Origin of the sequence: Leucobacter sp. OLIS6 (genome assembly GCF_002752355.1) — a bacterium.
Lineage (GTDB): Bacteria > Actinomycetota > Actinomycetes > Actinomycetales > Microbacteriaceae > Leucobacter.
On record NZ_MRAV01000011.1, the window covers coordinates 441,744 to 458,053 of the forward strand.

Consider the following 16,310-nt stretch of genomic DNA (forward strand, 5'->3'; position numbering starts at 1 on the left):
GTGGCCGACGCAATCACCACCGAGATCATCAGGCACGGCCTGCTGGCCGCTGCGGAGGAGGTCGCGCGCAATCTCTGCCGCACCGCCTACAACACCGTGGTCTACGAGATCCACGATTACGGCATCGGGATCCACGACGTCAACGGAGATGTGGTCGCGGATGCGCCGGGCATCGCGGTGTTCACGCGGGGCAACGATGCCGGTATCAAGCACTCGATCGAGTTCCTCGGGGCCGACGCTATGGAGCCGGGCGACGTCTTCATCATCAACTTCCCGTACTGGTCGAGCGCGCACACTCTGGATCCGCTCGTGTTCGCCCCGATCCACGTCGGAGACGAGCTGATCGGCTTCGCTTCGTGCCGCGTGCACGTCACCGACCTCAACCAGAAGGATCCGGGCTACGTGCTCGACTCCACGGACCGCTCGCAGGAGGGTCTCATGCTCCCGGCCTCCAAGCTGTACCGCAGGGGCGAGCGCAATGACGACGTGTTCAACATCATCCGTTTCAACAGCCGGATGCCGAAGCACACCATCGGCGACATCCAGGCGCAGGTGTCGGCCTGCGTGACCGGTGTTCGCCGCACCCAGGAACTCGCGGACAAGTACGGCGTCGGCACCCTGACCGAGGCGATGCGCACCATCAACGCGCACGGCGAGAAGCTCGCGCGGCTCGCCCTCGCGAAGCTGCCGAAGGGGACATGGAGCGCGGTCGACTACGTCGACGACGACGGGATCACCAAGGATCGACTCGTGAAGCTGCAGTGCACGGTGACCGTCAGCGATGAGGAGATGGTCGTCGACTGGACCGGCAGCGCCGAGAACGTCGAGGGGCCGATCAACTTGCCGCCCGGCCAGACCGAAGCGCTCTCGAGCCTCATCTTCAAGTCGCTCACCACGCCGGACTCCCCGGTGGTCGCGGGCAACTTCGCACCGCTGCGCGTGGTCACGGTGCCCGGCTCGGTCATGCACGCGGTCTCGCCGATGCCGACCTTCACGCTCTGGACCGGCCTGCTCGCCGGAGAAGTGATCCTCAAAGCGCTCGCCCAGGGCATGCCGGAACTCGTGCCCGCCTGCTCGGGCGGCGATGTCTGCTCGATGATGGGTCTCGGCGTGAACCCCCGCACGGGGGAGCCGTGGCAGGAAGCGACGAACGAGGCGGTGGGCTTCGGCGGCACCGCGCGGCACGACGGGGAGGACGGCATCATGCACCTCTCGGAGCCGGGCTGCCGCAACAACCCCGTCGAAGTGCTCGAAGCGAAGTCGTCGATGATCATCGACCACTACGGATACCGCGCCGATACGGGCGGGGCGGGCGAGCATCGCGGCGGTGTCGGCGTGAGCCGCTCCTACCGGTTCACGGCCCCCGCCACGGGCATCTGCCTCGTCTACAAGACCAAGACGGAACCCTGGGCGATCGGCGGCGGGTCGGCCGGAAAACCGAACCGGGTCGTGCTGAACCCGGGTACCGAGCGGGAGACGGTGCAGGGCGGCAGCTACAACCGGCTCGCCGCGGGCGACGTGCTCGTCAACCAGACCGGCGGCGGCGGCGGATACGGCAACCCCTTCGACCGCGACCCGGCGGCCGTGGCGCACGACGTGCGCAACGGATTCGTCTCGCGGGGATCGGCCGAACAGGACTACGGTGTGGTGGTGACGGCCGATTTCGGGATCGACGAAGCCGCGACGGCGGCGATCCGAGGCCGATGAACGATCGCGGCGGTGCGCCCGGATACCGGAGCGCACCGCCGCGCCGCGCGGAACAGCAAAGGAGCGGAGCGGAATGCGAACGGGATCGCTGAACATCGTCGGAGCGCACGTGTGGGACGGCGAGGCCTTCGTCGATCGGGTGGTGCACATCGTCGAGGGACGCGTCGCCGACGGCCCGGCCGAGGGCGCCGAGACGCTCGACGCGACGGGGCGATGGCTCGTGCCGGGCCTCATCGACGCGCACTTCCACGCCTACGCCACGAGCATGGACGGCATGGAGAACGAGCGGGGGCCGCTCAGCTTCACCGCGATCAACGGCACCCGTCGGCTCGAGCGCGCCCTGCGCCGCGGCTTCACGACCGTGCGCGACGTCGCCGGCGGCGACATCGGGCTCGCCCGCGCGATCGACGCCGATCTCTTCGACGCACCCCGCTACCACTTCACCGGGCCCGCGCTCAGCCAGACCGGTGGGCACGGCGACCCCCGCGCGCCCCACATCGACGTCTGCTTCTCGCACGGGCACATGTGCGAGGTCGTCGACGGCGTCGAGAACCTCCGCCTCGCGGTGCGCGATCGACTGCGCACCGGCGCGCACGCCATCAAGATCATGACCTCGGGCGGCGTGTTCTCGCTCGCCGATCCGCTGCCCATTCCGCAGTACTCTCCGGAAGAGGTGCGCGTCGTGACCGAGGAAGCGAAGCGGCGGGGCAGCTACGTCGCCGCGCACGCCTACTCGTCCGAGGCGGTGCTCCATTCGATCGAGAACGGCGTGCGTTCGATCGAGCACGGCAACCTCATCGACTCCGCTACCGCGGTCCGCATGGCCGAGCTCGACGCATTCCTCGTGCCGACGCTCGCGGCGTACGACGCGATGGACCGTCGCGGTGCGGGGATCGGCCTCAACGAGATCTCGCTCGCGAAGAACGCCGAGGTGCTCTCGCGCGGCCAGGAGGCCGTGCGGATCGCGCTCGCCGCGGGGGTGCGGGTCGGATTCGGCACCGATCTGATGGGCGACCTCGAGGACGATCAGCTGCGCGGTGTCCGGTTGCAGATCGAGGCGAGCGGCGCGGCCGCGACGCTCAGAGCGATGACGGAGGTCAACGCCGAGCTGATCGGCGATCCGGCCCTCGGGCACCTCGGCGCCGGTGCCTACGGCGATGCTCTGCTGCTCTCGGCCGACCCGATCGAGGAGCCGGCCGCGCTCTGGGCGGAGGACGCCCGCGTCTCGGTCGTGCGAGGCGGCCACGTCGTCGCGTAGCTGTGCCGAGGGGTTATCCACAGGTCTGCGCACCCCGCTGACGTGCCGTGCGGCGCTCGGGTAGCTTTGCGGTCAGGCGCGGCAGGTCGCGCCGGAAAGCGAGGGTCGACATGCCTTCTGAGACGATCGTCACGCTCGTAGCGGTCATCGGCGCGGTCGCGACGATCTTCGGCGGCCTCCATACGATGCTCCGTCGGCTGGAAGGGCGACTGGACGGTCGCTTCGAGCAGATCGATCGCAGGTTCGAGCAGATCGATCGCAGGTTCGAACTGGTCGACCATCGGTTCGAACTGGTGCATCAGCAGATCCAGGAGGTGAAGGCGGAGGTGCACGAGCTGCGTGGCGAGGTGAATCTGGTGAAGGCGGAGGTGCACGAGCTGCGTGGCGAGGTGAATCTGGTGAAGGCGGAGGTCCACGAACTCCGTTGTGAGGTGCACGAACTGCGCGGTGACGTCCGCGCGGTCGAAGCGGGACTCAGCGAGGTCAAGGTCTCCGTCGCGCGTCTCGAAGGGCCGCATCCGGGGCCGAGCACGGGGCTCGTCGGCGTGCGCTGACCCATCGGGTCGCGGGCGGCCAGGAACTGACGCCGACGCCGACACCGGCGCAGGCGTCAGCGCAGCACGAAGCCGTCGCCGAGGGCATCCGCAGGGTCGAGCATGAACCGGTGCTCACCGGTGCGGTAGGCGGTTCCCGAGACCGAGGGGATCACGGTCGGGCGCCCCTCCGCAGCGACCGGTCCGGCGTTCCAGCTCGCGGCGAACACGGTATCGACGATTGAACGGTGCTTGAGCGTTTCATCTGAGCCGAGCGTGCCGTCGTCGGCGAGCAGGGCGACGCGTGCGCCCGTGCCGGAACCGCACGGGGAGCGATCCACCTCGCCGTCGGCGAACACGGTCACGTTGCGCTGGCGGGGGCCTCCGTCATGGCGACCGAGATCGTCCCACAGGATCGTGCCGTACACCCCCGAGAGTCGCGGGTCGGCGGCGTGCTGCGCCTCGGGCGACTCGTTGAGCGCCCACTTCACCTCGCGCCCGAGCGCGATCAGCTCGGTGTAGTGATCCGGGGTCACGGAGAGCCCGAGATCGGCCGCGCGGACCGATGCGTAGATGGCGCCCGAGAAGCTGAGATCGGCCCGCACCGTGCCGCGAGAGGTCTCGACCTCGACGCCTCGCGCGATCGCGTGCGAGGCGACGTTGCGGAACGTGGCGCGCACGAGGGCGCCGCCGCTCCGCTCCACGAGTGCGGCCACCCGGCCCGAGGGCACGTCGATGCGGACCTCCGTGACGCCGTCGGGGTCGGACTCGACGAGCCCGGTATCGGTCGCCCACACGCCGAGCGCGATCGTGCCGTGACCGCACGCGGTCGAGAAGCCGTCCTTGTGCCAGAACAGCACCCCGAAGTGAGCCCCCTCATCATCCGGCGGGGTGATGAAACCGCCGTACATGTCGGCGTGCCCGCGCGGCTCGTTGCAGAGCAGGCGGCGCAGCCCGTCGATCCCGCTCTCGTCGGCCATCGCGTTCACTCGCCTGGCGCCCACGGTCGCGCCGGAGGGCACGGGCGCCCCCTCCGTGACGATCCGGAACGGCTCGCCGGCGGTGTGGTAGTCGGTGGTCGAGATCCAGGTCTCGGTCATGGCGCCTCCTCGCGCGTTTGTGGGGTGTGACATTTCATCTAGAAGTGAATTGGATCGCGGAGCAATCGACGGCCGGATCAGCGGAGCAGCAGGAGCAGGGCGGCGGTCAGGAACAGTGCGATGACTCCCGGCGTGAGCCAGGGCAGCCAGGAGCGCACCGGGAGCGAGAGCCCGCGCTGCGATCGGCTGAGACCGGCGAGCGTCGGGTCGCCGACGGCCGCCGCGTGCTCGGCAGGCGCGGCGAGCACGTCGATGACCGCGACCGCCGGATCGTGCGGTGCGAGGCGGAGCCGGGCCCCGCTGAACTGCGGCGGAGCCTCGCCGGGCGCGATCCGGACGGCGACCGGCAGTGTGCCGCGCTCCGCAGTGCGTGCGACGTAGAGCGCGGTGCGGAACGTCGCGCGCTTCCGCGTCGGCATCGCCCGCGAGAGGATCGCGTTCGCCGCGGGCCACTGGGCGATCGTCGCCGGCTCCCGCCCGACGGTCTCGGTGACCGCCGCGAGCCGTCGCTGCAGCTGCCCCTCGTTCCGCGCGGTCAGCACCAGCGTGACGACGATGCCGAAGAACCAGAGCAACCAGCCGACGACGAGCGCCACGATCGGGGCCGGGCCGAGGACCGGCCCGCCGAGCAGGAGGCCGGTGAGCGCGCCGAGCATGATTCCGAGCGGAACGGACTGCAGCAGCAGTACGAGCCGCAGAAACGCGGCCTGCTGTTCGGGGATGGTGCGCATGCCGGTGAGCCTATCCGCGACCGGCCGGCCGGCGACGCGCGGGGACGACGCGCAGCGGCATGGTGCTCGTGTCGATGAACGGGTTCTCGTCCTGCGTCGCCACGAGCTCCTGCGCCTCGGCGCGCGTGGCGACGGTGGGCACGGAGCCGAGCAGCGGTCGGGCGCCGGTCTCGCGCATCGCGAGCACGGCGAGCACGGCGATGGCCGAGAACGTCATGATCCACAGCGCGGGCATGAACGGACTGATCCAGGATCCGGCCGTCGCGTTGACGAGCAGGTCGGCGATCAGCGGGGTGGTGCCGGCGAAGAGCGAGGCGGCGAGGTTGTAGGTGATCCCCATCCCGCTGAAGCGGGCCGCGGTGGGGAACAGCGCCGGCAGCGCGGACGCGGTCATCGACACGAAGAATGCGACGGGGATCGCCACGATCCCGAGGGCCAGGAACACGACCCACATGCCGGCCTGCGGCGCCGTCTGCAGGATCAGGAACGCGGGCAGCATGAGCACGAGCGAGGATCCCGTCGCGAGGAAGTAGACCCGCCTGCGCCCCACCCGATCCGACCAGCGGCCGATCGTGGGCAGCAGCAGCGACATGATCACGAGCACCGGGACCGTCGCGATGGCGGCGTTCAGATTCGAGATCCCGAGATCCTTCTCGAGGTAGGTCGGCATGTAGCTCGTGAGGGCGTAGCCGGCCGTGCCCTCGGCGGCGACGATCGAGATGCCGATGAGGATCTGCTTCCAGTAGACGCGGATCAGGCTACCGAGCCCGTGCCGGTACTGCAGGTCGTGCGGGTCGGTCGGCGGCTGCTCGTGCTGCAGCTCCTTCGTCTCCTCGAAGCCCGGAGGCTCGGGGATCCGCATGCGGAAGTAGATGGCGATCGCGCCGAGCGGGATCGCGAGCAGGAACGGGATGCGCCAGCCCCACTCGACCATCGCGTCCTCGATGCCGAGCAGGTTCTCGGTGGTGAGGGTGGTCAGTGCGACGACCGTGGCCCCCGCGGCGAAGCCCAGGTAGGAGCCGACGTTGAGCTTCGACGCCCAGTAGCCGCGGTCCTTGTCGGGCGAGAACTCGGAGACATAGGTGGTGGCGCCGGCGAACTCGCCGCCCGTCGAGAACCCCTGCGTCATCTTGAGCAGGTAGAGCGGGATGATGATCCAGAAGCCGCCGGCCTGCGCCGCCGACGGGAGCATGCCGATGACCGCGGTGGAGACGGCCATGATCGCCATCGTGAAGTAGAGCACCTTCTGCCGGCCGATCCGGTCGCCGATGGGGCCGAGGATCATGCCGCCGAAGGGGCGGACGAGGAACGAGACTGCGAAGCCGAGCAGCGTGACCGTGAGCCCGAGGGAGTCGGGCATGCCGGCGGTGAACACCTTGGTCATGGTCACAGCCAGGTAGCCGTAGATGCCGAAGTCGTACCACTCCATGAAGTTGCCGACGAAGGCGCCACGGAGAGCGAGCTTCATCTTCGCCGGCTCCACGACGATGACGTCGTCGACCTCCAGGCGTCGGCCGGTCGGCGCATGCTGCGTGCCGCTGGTGTGCTCAGGCATCGTTGCCTCCTCCTCGGAGTCGAGCCGTGCGGCTCGCGTGTGCGGAACGGTCTGCGCTGGTCCCGAGCCTACGCGCAGAGCGCGGGGGCGGGCCAATCGCCCGGATCGGCCCGCCCCCGTCCCGGTGCTAGACCAGGCCGTCCGACAGGTGGTTCGGCGTGCCGAAACGGTGCGCCGTGATCGAGACCGCCTGCTCGTGCAGGTGCGGCAGCAGCTCGACGCGGCCGGCCGATACGACGGGGCCGTCGTAGATCGCGACGTCCGGCTTGCCGTTCGCGGCGGCGTGCGCCTCCGCCGAGACCCGCTCGCGGGACTCGCCCGCGACGATCCGGATCCGAGCCGAGGCGTGCGGGCCGTCCTGCGCGGCGATCGCGGCGACGCGGCGGGTCCACGCCGCCGCGTCCTCGACGAACACCGGCACGCGCGCCGCTGCGAGGGCCGCGGTGAGCTGCGCGGGCAGCGCGGTTTCGGCGCTGACCGTGGGCGAGCCGCCGGCTGCGAGGCCCGCGGCGACCGCGCGCACGGTCTCGCGCAGCGGGGCGTCGGCGGTCGCACGCACCGTGACCGGCACCGGCAGGTAGCGCAGCACGTTGCGCTCGACGCCGAGCTGCGAAGCATCGCGGGCGATGCCGAACTCGTCGTCCCAGGCACGGGCGTCGGAACCGAGCGCGGCGCGCAGCCAGGCGAGGTCGTCACCGGCGATGCCGGCCTGCTCGGCCGCGAGCAGCAGCGGGGCAGCAGCCTGGCGCGGAGCGCGCAGCTCGGACTCGACGGGGGCGTCGATCCAGGAGCCGAGGCCGTGCAGGTAGTTCGGGCCGCCGGCCTTGGTGCCCGCGCCGATCGCCGACTTCTTCCAGCCGCCGAACGACTGGCGGCGCACGATCGCGCCGGTGATGCCGCGGTTGACGTAGAGGTTGCCGGCCTGGATGCGGCGCAGCCACAGCTCGAGGTCGTCGCGGTCGAGCGAGTGCAGGCCGCTGGTGAGGCCGTAGTCGATCTCGTTGACCATGTCGATCGCCTCATCGAGCGTCTTCGCGGTCATGATGCCGAGGATCGGGCCGAAGTACTCGGTCAGGTGGTACTCGGATCCGCGCTTCACTCCCTCGCGGACGCCCGGGCTCCACAGTTTGTTCTCGCCGTTGCGGTCGACCGCGAGGGGGCTGTCGCTCGAGATCGGCTCGGGCGTGATCGCCCAGGTCTCGCCGGCGCCCAGCTGAGTGAGGCCGCGCAGCAGCTTGCCCGAGGGCGCGGTGATGATGGTGCCCATCTGCGTCTCGAGGTTCTCGGGGGTGCCGACCTTGAGCGAGCGGACCGCGTCGAGCAGCTGCCCGCGGAAGCGCTTCGACGTGGCGACGGATCCGACGAGGATCACGAGCGATGCCGCCGAGCACTTCTGGCCCGCGTGACCGAATGCCGACTGGGCGACGTCCTTCGCGGCGAGGTCGAGGTCGGCGTTCGGGGTCACGATGATGGCGTTCTTGCCGCTCGTCTCGGCGAGGATCGGCAGGTCCTTGCGCAGCTCGCGGAACGCGACGGCGGTCTCGTAGGCGCCGGTGAGGATGAGGCGGTCGACGCGCGGATCGGCGACGAGCTTCGAACCGAGCTCGCGGTCGCCGAACTGCACGAACTGCAGCACGTCCTTCGGGACGCCGGCCTCCCACAGCGCCTCGATCATGACGGCGCCCGAGCGGGCCGAGTTGGTCGCGGGCTTGATGATGACGGACGAGCCCGCCGCGAGGGCCGCGAGGGTGCCGCCGGCGGGGATCGCGACCGGGAAGTTCCACGGCGGGATCACGGCGATGAGTTTCTGCGCGCGGTACTCGGCACCGTCGACGTGCTCGAGCTGCTGGCCGAGCATCGCGTAGTAGTTCGCGAAGTCGATCGCCTCGGAGACCTCGGGATCGCCCTGATCGAGGGTCTTGCCGCACTCGGAGCCCATGACCTCGAGCAGTTCGGCACGACGCTCCTCGAGCTTCTCGCCGGCGCGGTACAGGATCCGGGCGCGCTCGTCGGCGCCGAGGGCCTGCCAGGCGTCGGCGGCCGCGACGCCGCGGGCGATGGTCTCGTCGAGCACCTTCGCATCGGTAATGCGCGAGGACGCGACGAGCTCGGAGCCGAGGGTCGACGCGACCATGCGTTCGGAGATCTCGCGGCCCCAGGCCCGGTTGCCGGGCAGATCGGGGTCGGAGTCGGGGGTGTTGTCGAAGCGACCCTCGCGACCCTCGGCCACGCGGGCCTCGACGCGGGCCTCGGCGCCGGCGGCGTCGTAGAGGCGGCGATCCTGCTGCCGGTTCGCCGGGGGCACCGCGTAGCTCTCGGGGGTGCCGTCGCCGGTGATCGCGGCCAGGTCTGCGAGCGAGGCGAGGAAGCGGTCCTGCTCGCGGGCGAACAACTGTGCGCTGTCGTTCAGCTCGAACACGGCCGACATGAAGTTCTCCTGGCTCGCGCCCTCCTCGAGGCGGCGGATCAGGTAGGCGATCGCCACGTCGAACTCCTGCGGGTGAACGACGGGAGTGTAGAGCAGCAGCGAGCCGACCTCGCGCTTCACCGCCTCGGCCTGGCCGGTGGCCATGCCGAGCAGCATCTCGAACTCCACGCCGCTCTCGGCGCCGCGCGCCTTCGCGAGCAGCCAGGCGAGGGCGACGTCGAAGAGGTTGTGGCCGGCGACGCCGATGCGCACGTTGCGCACGCGCTCGGGGTCGAGCGCGTAGTCGATCACGGCCTTGTAGCTCGTGTCGCTCTGCTGCTTCGAGCCCCAGGTGGCCGCGGGCCAGCCGTGGATCGCGGCATCCACGTGCTCCATGGGCAGGTTCGCGCCCTTGACGATGCGCACCTTGACGGGGGCCCCGCCGTCGGCGACCCGCTTCGCGGCCCACTCCTGCAGCTGCATCATCGCGCCGAGGGCGTCGGGCAGGTAGGCCTGCAGCACGATGCCGGCCTCGAGGGTCTTGAACTCGGGGCGATCGAGGATCCCGGTGAACACCGCGAGGGTGAGATCGAGGTCCTTGTACTCCTCCATGTCGAGGTTGATGAACTTGTTCGGGCTCGCCGCCGCGGCGCGCTGGTAGAGGGGGAGGAGCTGGTCCTCGATGTGCGCGACGGCCTCGTCGAACGCCCAGTGGTTGTGCGGGGCGACGGTCGAGGAGACCTTGATCGAGACGTAGTCGACGTCGTCTCGGGCGAGCAGTTTGTGGGTGCCTTCGAGGCGACGTTCGGCCTCGTGCTGGCCGAGGATCGCCTCGCCGAGCAGGTTGATGTTGAGCTTCACGCCGTCGCGCTTGATCTTCGCGATCGCCGGCCCGAGCTTCGCGTCGCTCGCGTCGATGATGAGGTGGCTGACCATCTCGCGCAGCACGCGGCGCGCGATCGGCACGACGACGCCGGGCAGGGGCTTCGCGAACGCGCCGCCGAGGCCGATCGCGCCGCGCAGCGCTGCGGGAAGGAACTTGGGGGTGAGAGGGGTGAGCTCGTTCAGCTTCTTCGCCGCGGCGCCCAGGTCTTCCGGCCGCACGACGCCGTCGACGAAGCCGACGGTGAAGTCGAGGCCGTTCGGGTCGCGCAGCACGCCGGCGAGGCGCTCGGCGGAGGCGTCTGCGGGGATCTCGGCCGCCTCGCGCAGCCAACGCTGCACGAGCGCGATGGCGTCCTCGGCGAGGTCCTGCGGGCGAACGGTGGGGCTCCCGGTGCGGGTGCTCTGGGTCGTGTTCACGTCTGGTCTTTCTTCGATGCTGGGGTGCACGGCCTCGTGCTGATGGGGTCAGTTTCCCGCGGTTCAAGCGTGAAGAAAAGCGATTCTTTCTGAGCAATAATGTGAAGCAGAACTGATGGATTGGATTCCGCACCGATGCTCGACATGAAACGCCTCCGCCTGCTCTGGGAGCTCTCGGCCCGCGGCACCGTCGCGGCCGTCGCCGAGGCCCTCAACTACACGCCCTCGGCGGTGTCCCAGCAGCTCGCGATCCTGGAGCGCGAGGCGGGGGTCCCGCTGCTGCGCAAGTCCGGTCGGACGCTCGAGCTCACCGCCGAGGCCGAGGCGCTCGTCGCCGACACCGAGGGCCTGCTCGCGGGGCTCGAACGGGCTGAGGCAGCCCTGCACCGGGGCCTCCCCGAGGTCTCGGGCAGTATCCGCGTCGCGGTGTTCCAGACCGCCGTGCTCGCGATCATGCCGCAGGCGCTGCGCCGCCTCCGTACCGAGCATCCGCAGCTGCGCGTCGAGATGGTGCAGTACGAGCCGGAGCAGGCGCTGCGCGAGACCTGGGCGCGCGGCTTCGACCTCGTCGTCGCGGAGCAGTATCCGGGGCACGCCGCCCCGCACTTCGCCGGTCTCGACCGGCAGCCGCTCACGAGCGACCGGATCCGCCTCGCCCTTCCGGCTCCGGGCGTCGGTGGCGAGGCGTTCGATCGCGTCCGCACCCTCGCCGACGCCGCGGACCTGCCCTGGGTGATGGAGCCCCGCGGTGCGGCCTCGCGCCACTGGGCCGAGCAGGCCTGCCGGGCCGCCGGCTTCGAGCCCGACGTGCGCTCCGAGACCGCCGACCTGCAAGCGCACGTGCGCCTCATCGAGTCGGGCAACGCCGTCGCGCTGCTGCCCGGGCTCGTACACGTCGGTCCCGGTTTCGGGGCGGATGCGGGATCGGAGCGCCCGGGGCTCCGGCTCGTCGCCCTCGAGGGCGATCCCGACCGCACCATCTTCACCTCGGCCCGCGCCGCATCGGGCGGACGCCCCGCGCTCGCAGCGGTGCGTGAGGCGCTCGAGCGCGAGGCGGCGATCCTCGATCTGGCGTGACCCCGAGCGGTCGAGCTGAGGAAAAGCAGGGAAACCCGGTCCGCGTCGAGGTGCGCAGGCATAGGCTGGCGGCGTCGAACCGAATGGGGTGAGCGTGAAGATCATCAGCTACAACCTGCGCAAGAACCGCGCGGTGACCGAACTCGAGTCGCTCGCCTCCGATCACGGACCCGACGTGCTCTGCCTGCAGGAGGCCGACGCCGTCACCCTGCCCGCGCGACTCGATGCACCGGACGGCGAACTGCGGCTCGTGCACGCGACCGAGCGCAACCGGCTCGGGCTGGCGATGTACGTCCGCGACGAGCAGCTGCATGTGCAGGCCGCGCACACCTACGAGCTCAAGAAGTCGCTGCACGACCGCGTGCTCGCGCCCGCGCACGAGCGCCTCCTCGGGGTGCGCCTGCACGACCGGGGAACGGGCCGGGATCTCGTGGTCGCCTCGTTCCACGCGGCGCCGCTCACGGCGCTCAACTCGCTGCGCCGCGCGCAGATCCACGCCTCGCTCGACCAGCTCCGGCAGCTGGGTCCCGGCCTGCCGGCCCTCATGGTCGGCGACTTCAACTACCCGGTGTTCCAGAACCGGCTCGACGCCGAGATGCGCGAGGCCGGCTACGAGCTCTCGATCAGCGACAAGCGCACCTATACCCGGTACAAGGTGTTTCGCGGACACTTCGACTTCGCCACGTCGGCGGGCTTCGACATCGACCGGGTGCGGACCCTGAACCGCGGGACCTCGGATCATCTGCCGATCCTCGTGCACGCCCACCCCACCCTCGCCACGCAGGCCATCGCGCCCGAGACGCTGCGGGCGGAACGGGCGCACTCCGTCGCGTAGCGCGGGAGCGTGCCCCCGCTAGCATGAGCGCATGGCAGGGGCGTCGAGGAGCGGAGCGCTGCTCGTGCTGGCGGCCGCGATCCTGTGGGGCACCACCGGAACCGCCGCGACCTTCGCCCCGCACGCGGGGCCCCTCGCCATCGGCGCCGCGGCCATGGGTATCGGCGGGCTGCTGCAGGCGCTCATCGCCTGGCCGCAGCTGCGCCGGGACCGCGCGCTGCTGCGCCGGCACCCGGCCCTGATCGGCGTCGGCGCGCTCGCCGTCGCGATCTACCCCCTCGCCTTCTACGCGGGCATGCACCTCGCGGGCGTCGCGGTGGGCACGGTCGTCGCGCTCGCCTCGGGCCCGATCTTCGCCGCGATCCTCGAGCGCGCGATCGACCGGACCCCGCTCGACGGGCGCTGGTTCGCGGGCGCCGGGCTCGGCATCGCGGGCACGGTGCTGCTCGCGTTCGGCGGGCACAGCGGCGCGGCGGGCGGCGGGTCCTCAGCGCTCGGCATCGGGCTCGCCCTGCTCGCGGGTCTCACCTACGCCGTCTACACCTGGGCCGCCCGACGGCTCATGGGTGCGGGCTGCGGATCACGCTCGGCGATGGGAGCCGTGTTCGGAGTCGGTGGGATCCTGCTGCTGCCCGTGCTCGTCGCGGCGAGCGGGCCGTTCCTGCAGGATCCGCGCGACCTCGCGGTCGGCGCGTACATGGCGATCGTGCCGATGTTCCTGGGCTACCTCGCCTTCGGCGCCGGGCTCCGCACGGTGCCGGCCCGCACCGCGACCGTGCTGACGCTCGCCGAGCCGGCCGTCGCCGCGGTGCTCGCGTGGGCGGTGGTCGGCGAACGGCTGGGCGGACTCGGCTGGGCCGGGATCGCGCTCATCGCGCTGAGCCTCGTCGTGTTCTCGCTACCGCGCGCCCGGTCGTAGCGGCCGCGCGGCAGCGCCGGGTCACGAGACGCGCGAGGCCAGGTACGCCGGGATCTCCGCGACCGAGCCCAGCAGCTCGGTGAACGGCTGATCGGCGAACGCGGCGCGGTCGAGCTTGCCGCTCAGCACGCCGATGGTGATCGCCGCGCCGGAGTTGGCGCCCGCCTGCACGTCGACGGCGGTGTCGCCCGCGACGACGACGCCCGCGACATCGAGCACGCCCGTGCGCTCCATGGCGCGGTGGATCATGTAGGGCGCCGGGCGGCCCTGGGCGACCTCGTCGCCGCACACGAGCGCGTCAATGACGAGCTCCGCCTCGGTCTCGGCCTCGGTGCCCGCGATCGCCCAGCCGAGCTGCCGCAGGATCCTCTCGGCCACGTCGCGTGAGAAGCCGGTGGTGAGGGCGACGCGGATCCCGCGGCCGCGCAGCTCGTCGATCGCCTCGGGCACGCCGGGCATCGCGACCGGCGGTTCCGCGGTGTAGAGCTCGTCGAGGATCGTGCGGAAGCGCTCGAACGCCGCGTCGACGAGCTCGTCGCTCGCCCGTCCGCCGCCGAGCTCGACGAGCGCCGTGATGGCGGCCCGCTTCTCGGTGCCCATCCAGGTCTGCAGGTCGGCGGGGGCGACGGTCACACCGGTCTCGGTCACCGCCTGCTCGAGCGCGCGGTACACGGCTCCGCGGTCGTCGATGGTGGTGCCGGCCATATCGAATGCGGCGAGGGTGATCATGCGTGCTCCTTGATGAGGCTGGCCGGCCGGACCGGCTCGCGGGGTTCGGGCGACGAGCCGACCGGCTCGCGCGTGATGGGGGTGCGGTGCGCGGCCGAGTTCTCGATCACGAAGGTGGCCATGCTCGGCAGGTAGCGATCGTCGGCGACCTCGATGAGCGCGCCGTGCGCGTCGAACGCGACGCGGCGCGCTCGCAGCAGGGGATTGCCGGGCACCACACCGAGCCACTCGGCGTCGAGCTGGTGCGCGGCGACGGCGTCGATCGTGTGCCGGGCGCGGACCGGGGTGATGTAGAGCGCGCTGAGGTGCTGGTAGATGCTGCCGCGGTCGAGGTCGGCGGTGAGCAGGTGCTTGCCGACCCAGAAGGGGAACAGCGAGCGCTCGAGCATGGCCGGCTTGCCGTCGAGCAGGCGGAGCCGCACGATCTCGACGACCGGATCGCCCTCGGTCAGCTGCAGGTCGCGCGCGATTTCCTCGGTCGCCGGTCGCCGGGCGGCCTCGATGACCTGCTGTCCCGGCACGTAGCCCAGGTGATTGGCCCACTCGGTGAACGAGAGGAAGGTCTCGAACGACTGCGAGGGTACGAGGCGCTGGACGCGGGGCGGGGCGCCGCGGCCGCCGACGATCATGCCTTCCGCGCGGAGCGCGGCGAGGGCCTGCCGCACCGGCCCCCGTGAGGTGCCGAACTCGGCGATGAGCGACTTCTCGCTCGGAACGCGTTCTCCCTGCACCCACTCGCCGGTGCGGATGCGCTCGATCATCGCATCGTACAGCTGCGCGTGCAGCGGCTTCGTCTCGGTCATGTCAGCAGCGTACAAGTTGTCAAGACCGGTTTGGAGGGCCGCCGAAGCCCGTGAAGTGAACAGTTGGTAGCCGGATCGATGCGAAACCTGAACGGCGGTGAACACTCCGCGAACTCGCCCGTTTCGAGTTGTCATGACTACTTGCCGCGCCGCATCCTCGTTGCCATGACACCTCGACCCTCACCGCTCCACGTCGCGATCGTCGGCGCCGGGATCGTCGGCCTCGCTCACGCGGTCGCCGCGCTCGACGCCGGCCACCGCGTGACCGTGGTGGAGCAGGACTCCGCCTCCGTGACCGCGAGCGTCCGCAACTTCGGTCACGCCTGCGTCTCCGTGCAGGCCGGCGAGATCGGCGAGCTCGCCGTGCGGGCCCGCGAGATCTGGCTCGGGCTGATCGAGCGGGCCGGGATCGAGGCCCGCGTCTCGGGCACCCTCGCGGTGGCGCGCAGCGCGGCCGAAGCCGCGGTGCTCGAGGATCTCGCCGCGCGCGACACCGCGATGCCCTCCGAACTGCTCACCGGCGAGGCCGCCGGACGCGTGCTCGGGACTGCTGGCTCCGCCGCCGAGCCCGTCGCCGGCCTGCTGCTGCCGAACGATCTCACCGCGAATCCCCGCACCGCGGTGGCCCGGATCGCGGCCTGGGTCGATGCTCACGAGCGCGGCGAGGTGCGGTTCGCGACGACCGCGACCGCCGTCGAGACCGGCGTGCTCACTACGAGCCGCGGAGCGATCCGCGCCGACCGCATCGTGGTCGCGGCGGGGCACCTGCTCGGCCGCCTGCTGCCCGGGACCGCCGAGACCGGCGAGGTCCGCGAGTGCGCGCTCCAGATGACCCGCGTCGTCGCCCCGTCCGGGCTCTCGCTCGGGCCGGCCGTGCTCACGGGCACCTCGATGCTCCGCTACGGGGCGTTCGCGGGTCCGGCGGCGGAGGCGCTGCGCGCCGAGATCCTGCGGGACCGGCCCGAGCTGCTCGAGATCGGCGCCAACGTCATGTTCACCCAGCAGCAGGACGGCACGCTGCTCGTCGGCGACTCCCACGAGGACTTCGACAGCGCACCGCCGTTCATGCACGAGCGCTGGAGCCGGATCCTGCTCGACGAGGCCGCGCGCGTGCTCGGCCTCGGCTCGGGCGCCGACTTCGACGTGCTCGAGCGCTGGCAGGGCGTCTACGCCACGAGCGCCCGCCAGGACCTCCTCGTCGAGAGCCCGATCGACGGCGTCACCGCGGTCGCCGTCACCACCGGCGTCGGCATGACCGTCGGCCTCGCGCTCGGGGAGCGCGTGGTCTCCGGTTTCTAGCCGCAGCGCCCTCAGACTTCACCGACCCGTTCCACCCACGCACACCTCACACCCA

Annotated in this window: 13 protein-coding genes; 7 read left to right on the forward strand and 6 right to left on the reverse strand. The window is 71.2% G+C overall.

Annotated features, from left to right (window positions below):
* The 3 genes from BMH31_RS08500 (at window position 1) to BMH31_RS08510 (ending at window position 3,519) form a co-directional block, all read left to right on the forward strand.
* Window positions 1–1,707 carry a hydantoinase B/oxoprolinase family protein gene (locus tag BMH31_RS08500; RefSeq protein ID WP_099723396.1) on the forward strand — a complete coding sequence of 569 codons (1,707 nt, stop codon included), beginning with the start codon at window positions 1–3 and terminating at the stop codon, window positions 1,705–1,707.
* A 73-nt stretch (window positions 1,708–1,780) separates the two neighbouring features.
* Window positions 1,781–2,965: an amidohydrolase family protein gene (locus tag BMH31_RS08505; RefSeq protein ID WP_099723395.1), complete on the forward strand. Its 1,185-nt coding sequence runs from the start codon at window positions 1,781–1,783 to the stop codon at window positions 2,963–2,965.
* 110 nt (window positions 2,966–3,075) lie between these two features.
* A complete protein-coding gene (locus BMH31_RS08510) occupies window positions 3,076–3,519 on the forward strand; it encodes a hypothetical protein (protein ID WP_099723394.1) in 444 nt (147 codons plus the stop codon).
* Between the two features lie 56 nt (window positions 3,520–3,575).
* Here BMH31_RS08510 and BMH31_RS08515 read toward each other — a convergent pair whose 3' ends face one another.
* The 4 genes from BMH31_RS08515 to BMH31_RS08530 form a co-directional block, all read right to left on the reverse strand.
* The gene (locus tag BMH31_RS08515; RefSeq protein WP_099723393.1) at window positions 3,576–4,598 is read right to left on the reverse strand and encodes a proline racemase family protein; all 1,023 of its coding nucleotides are present in this window, start codon (window positions 4,596–4,598) and stop codon (window positions 3,576–3,578) included.
* Between the two features lie 77 nt (window positions 4,599–4,675).
* Window positions 4,676–5,329, reverse strand: a complete 654-nt coding sequence (locus BMH31_RS08520; RefSeq protein ID WP_099723392.1) for a hypothetical protein — start codon at window positions 5,327–5,329, stop codon at window positions 4,676–4,678.
* 10 nt (window positions 5,330–5,339) lie between these two features.
* A complete protein-coding gene (locus tag BMH31_RS08525) occupies window positions 5,340–6,884 on the reverse strand; it encodes an MFS transporter (RefSeq protein ID WP_099723391.1) in 1,545 nt (514 codons plus the stop codon).
* Between the two features lie 127 nt (window positions 6,885–7,011).
* Window positions 7,012–10,593: a bifunctional proline dehydrogenase/L-glutamate gamma-semialdehyde dehydrogenase gene (locus tag BMH31_RS08530; protein WP_099723390.1), complete on the reverse strand. Its 3,582-nt coding sequence runs from the start codon at window positions 10,591–10,593 to the stop codon at window positions 7,012–7,014.
* Between the two features lie 135 nt (window positions 10,594–10,728).
* Between BMH31_RS08530 and BMH31_RS08535 the strand changes: the two genes are divergently transcribed.
* The 3 genes from BMH31_RS08535 to BMH31_RS08545 all read left to right on the forward strand — a co-directional run bounded on the left by BMH31_RS08535 (window position 10,729) and on the right by BMH31_RS08545 (window position 13,424).
* The gene (locus BMH31_RS08535) at window positions 10,729–11,670 is read left to right on the forward strand and encodes a LysR family transcriptional regulator (RefSeq protein WP_099723389.1); all 942 of its coding nucleotides are present in this window, start codon (window positions 10,729–10,731) and stop codon (window positions 11,668–11,670) included.
* 94 nt (window positions 11,671–11,764) lie between these two features.
* Entirely contained in the window at window positions 11,765–12,505 is a 741-nt protein-coding gene (locus BMH31_RS08540) for an endonuclease/exonuclease/phosphatase family protein (RefSeq protein ID WP_099723474.1), read from the forward strand.
* Between the two features lie 31 nt (window positions 12,506–12,536).
* Window positions 12,537–13,424, forward strand: coding sequence for an EamA family transporter (locus tag BMH31_RS08545; RefSeq protein ID WP_099723388.1), 888 nt, complete (start codon window positions 12,537–12,539; stop codon window positions 13,422–13,424).
* A gap of 21 nt (window positions 13,425–13,445) precedes the next feature.
* Here BMH31_RS08545 and BMH31_RS08550 read toward each other — a convergent pair whose 3' ends face one another.
* Together BMH31_RS08550 and BMH31_RS08555 are read right to left on the reverse strand one after the other, a co-directional pair.
* Entirely contained in the window at window positions 13,446–14,153 is a 708-nt protein-coding gene (locus tag BMH31_RS08550; RefSeq protein WP_099723387.1) for a phosphonatase-like hydrolase, read from the reverse strand.
* Entirely contained in the window at window positions 14,150–14,956 is an 807-nt protein-coding gene (locus BMH31_RS08555) for a GntR family transcriptional regulator (RefSeq protein WP_046454574.1), read from the reverse strand. Before BMH31_RS08555 ends, BMH31_RS08550 begins: the two co-directional genes overlap by 4 nt.
* A gap of 165 nt (window positions 14,957–15,121) precedes the next feature.
* On the opposite strand from BMH31_RS08555, the gene BMH31_RS08560 reads away from it, so the two are divergent.
* Window positions 15,122–16,255 (forward strand): TIGR03364 family FAD-dependent oxidoreductase, encoded by a 1,134-nt coding sequence (locus BMH31_RS08560; protein ID WP_099723386.1) that lies wholly within the window; start codon window positions 15,122–15,124, stop codon window positions 16,253–16,255.
* The last annotated feature ends 55 nt before the right edge of the window (window positions 16,256–16,310 follow it).

Coding starts and splice junctions, on each gene's coding strand:
- BMH31_RS08520 (WP_099723392.1), bottom strand. CDS start 5,329: ATGCGCACCATCCCCGAACAGCAGGCCGCGTTTCTGCGGCTCGTACTG.
- BMH31_RS08555 (WP_046454574.1), bottom strand. CDS start 14,956: ATGACCGAGACGAAGCCGCTGCACGCGCAGCTGTACGATGCGATGATC.
- BMH31_RS08545 (WP_099723388.1), top strand. CDS start 12,537: ATGGCAGGGGCGTCGAGGAGCGGAGCGCTGCTCGTGCTGGCGGCCGCG.
- BMH31_RS08560 (WP_099723386.1), top strand. CDS start 15,122: ATGACACCTCGACCCTCACCGCTCCACGTCGCGATCGTCGGCGCCGGG.
- BMH31_RS08535 (WP_099723389.1), top strand. CDS start 10,729: ATGCTCGACATGAAACGCCTCCGCCTGCTCTGGGAGCTCTCGGCCCGC.
- BMH31_RS08550 (WP_099723387.1), bottom strand. CDS start 14,153: ATGATCACCCTCGCCGCATTCGATATGGCCGGCACCACCATCGACGAC.
- BMH31_RS08505 (WP_099723395.1), top strand. CDS start 1,781: ATGCGAACGGGATCGCTGAACATCGTCGGAGCGCACGTGTGGGACGGC.
- BMH31_RS08525 (WP_099723391.1), bottom strand. CDS start 6,884: ATGCCTGAGCACACCAGCGGCACGCAGCATGCGCCGACCGGCCGACGC.
- BMH31_RS08515 (WP_099723393.1), bottom strand. CDS start 4,598: ATGACCGAGACCTGGATCTCGACCACCGACTACCACACCGCCGGCGAG.
- BMH31_RS08510 (WP_099723394.1), top strand. CDS start 3,076: ATGCCTTCTGAGACGATCGTCACGCTCGTAGCGGTCATCGGCGCGGTC.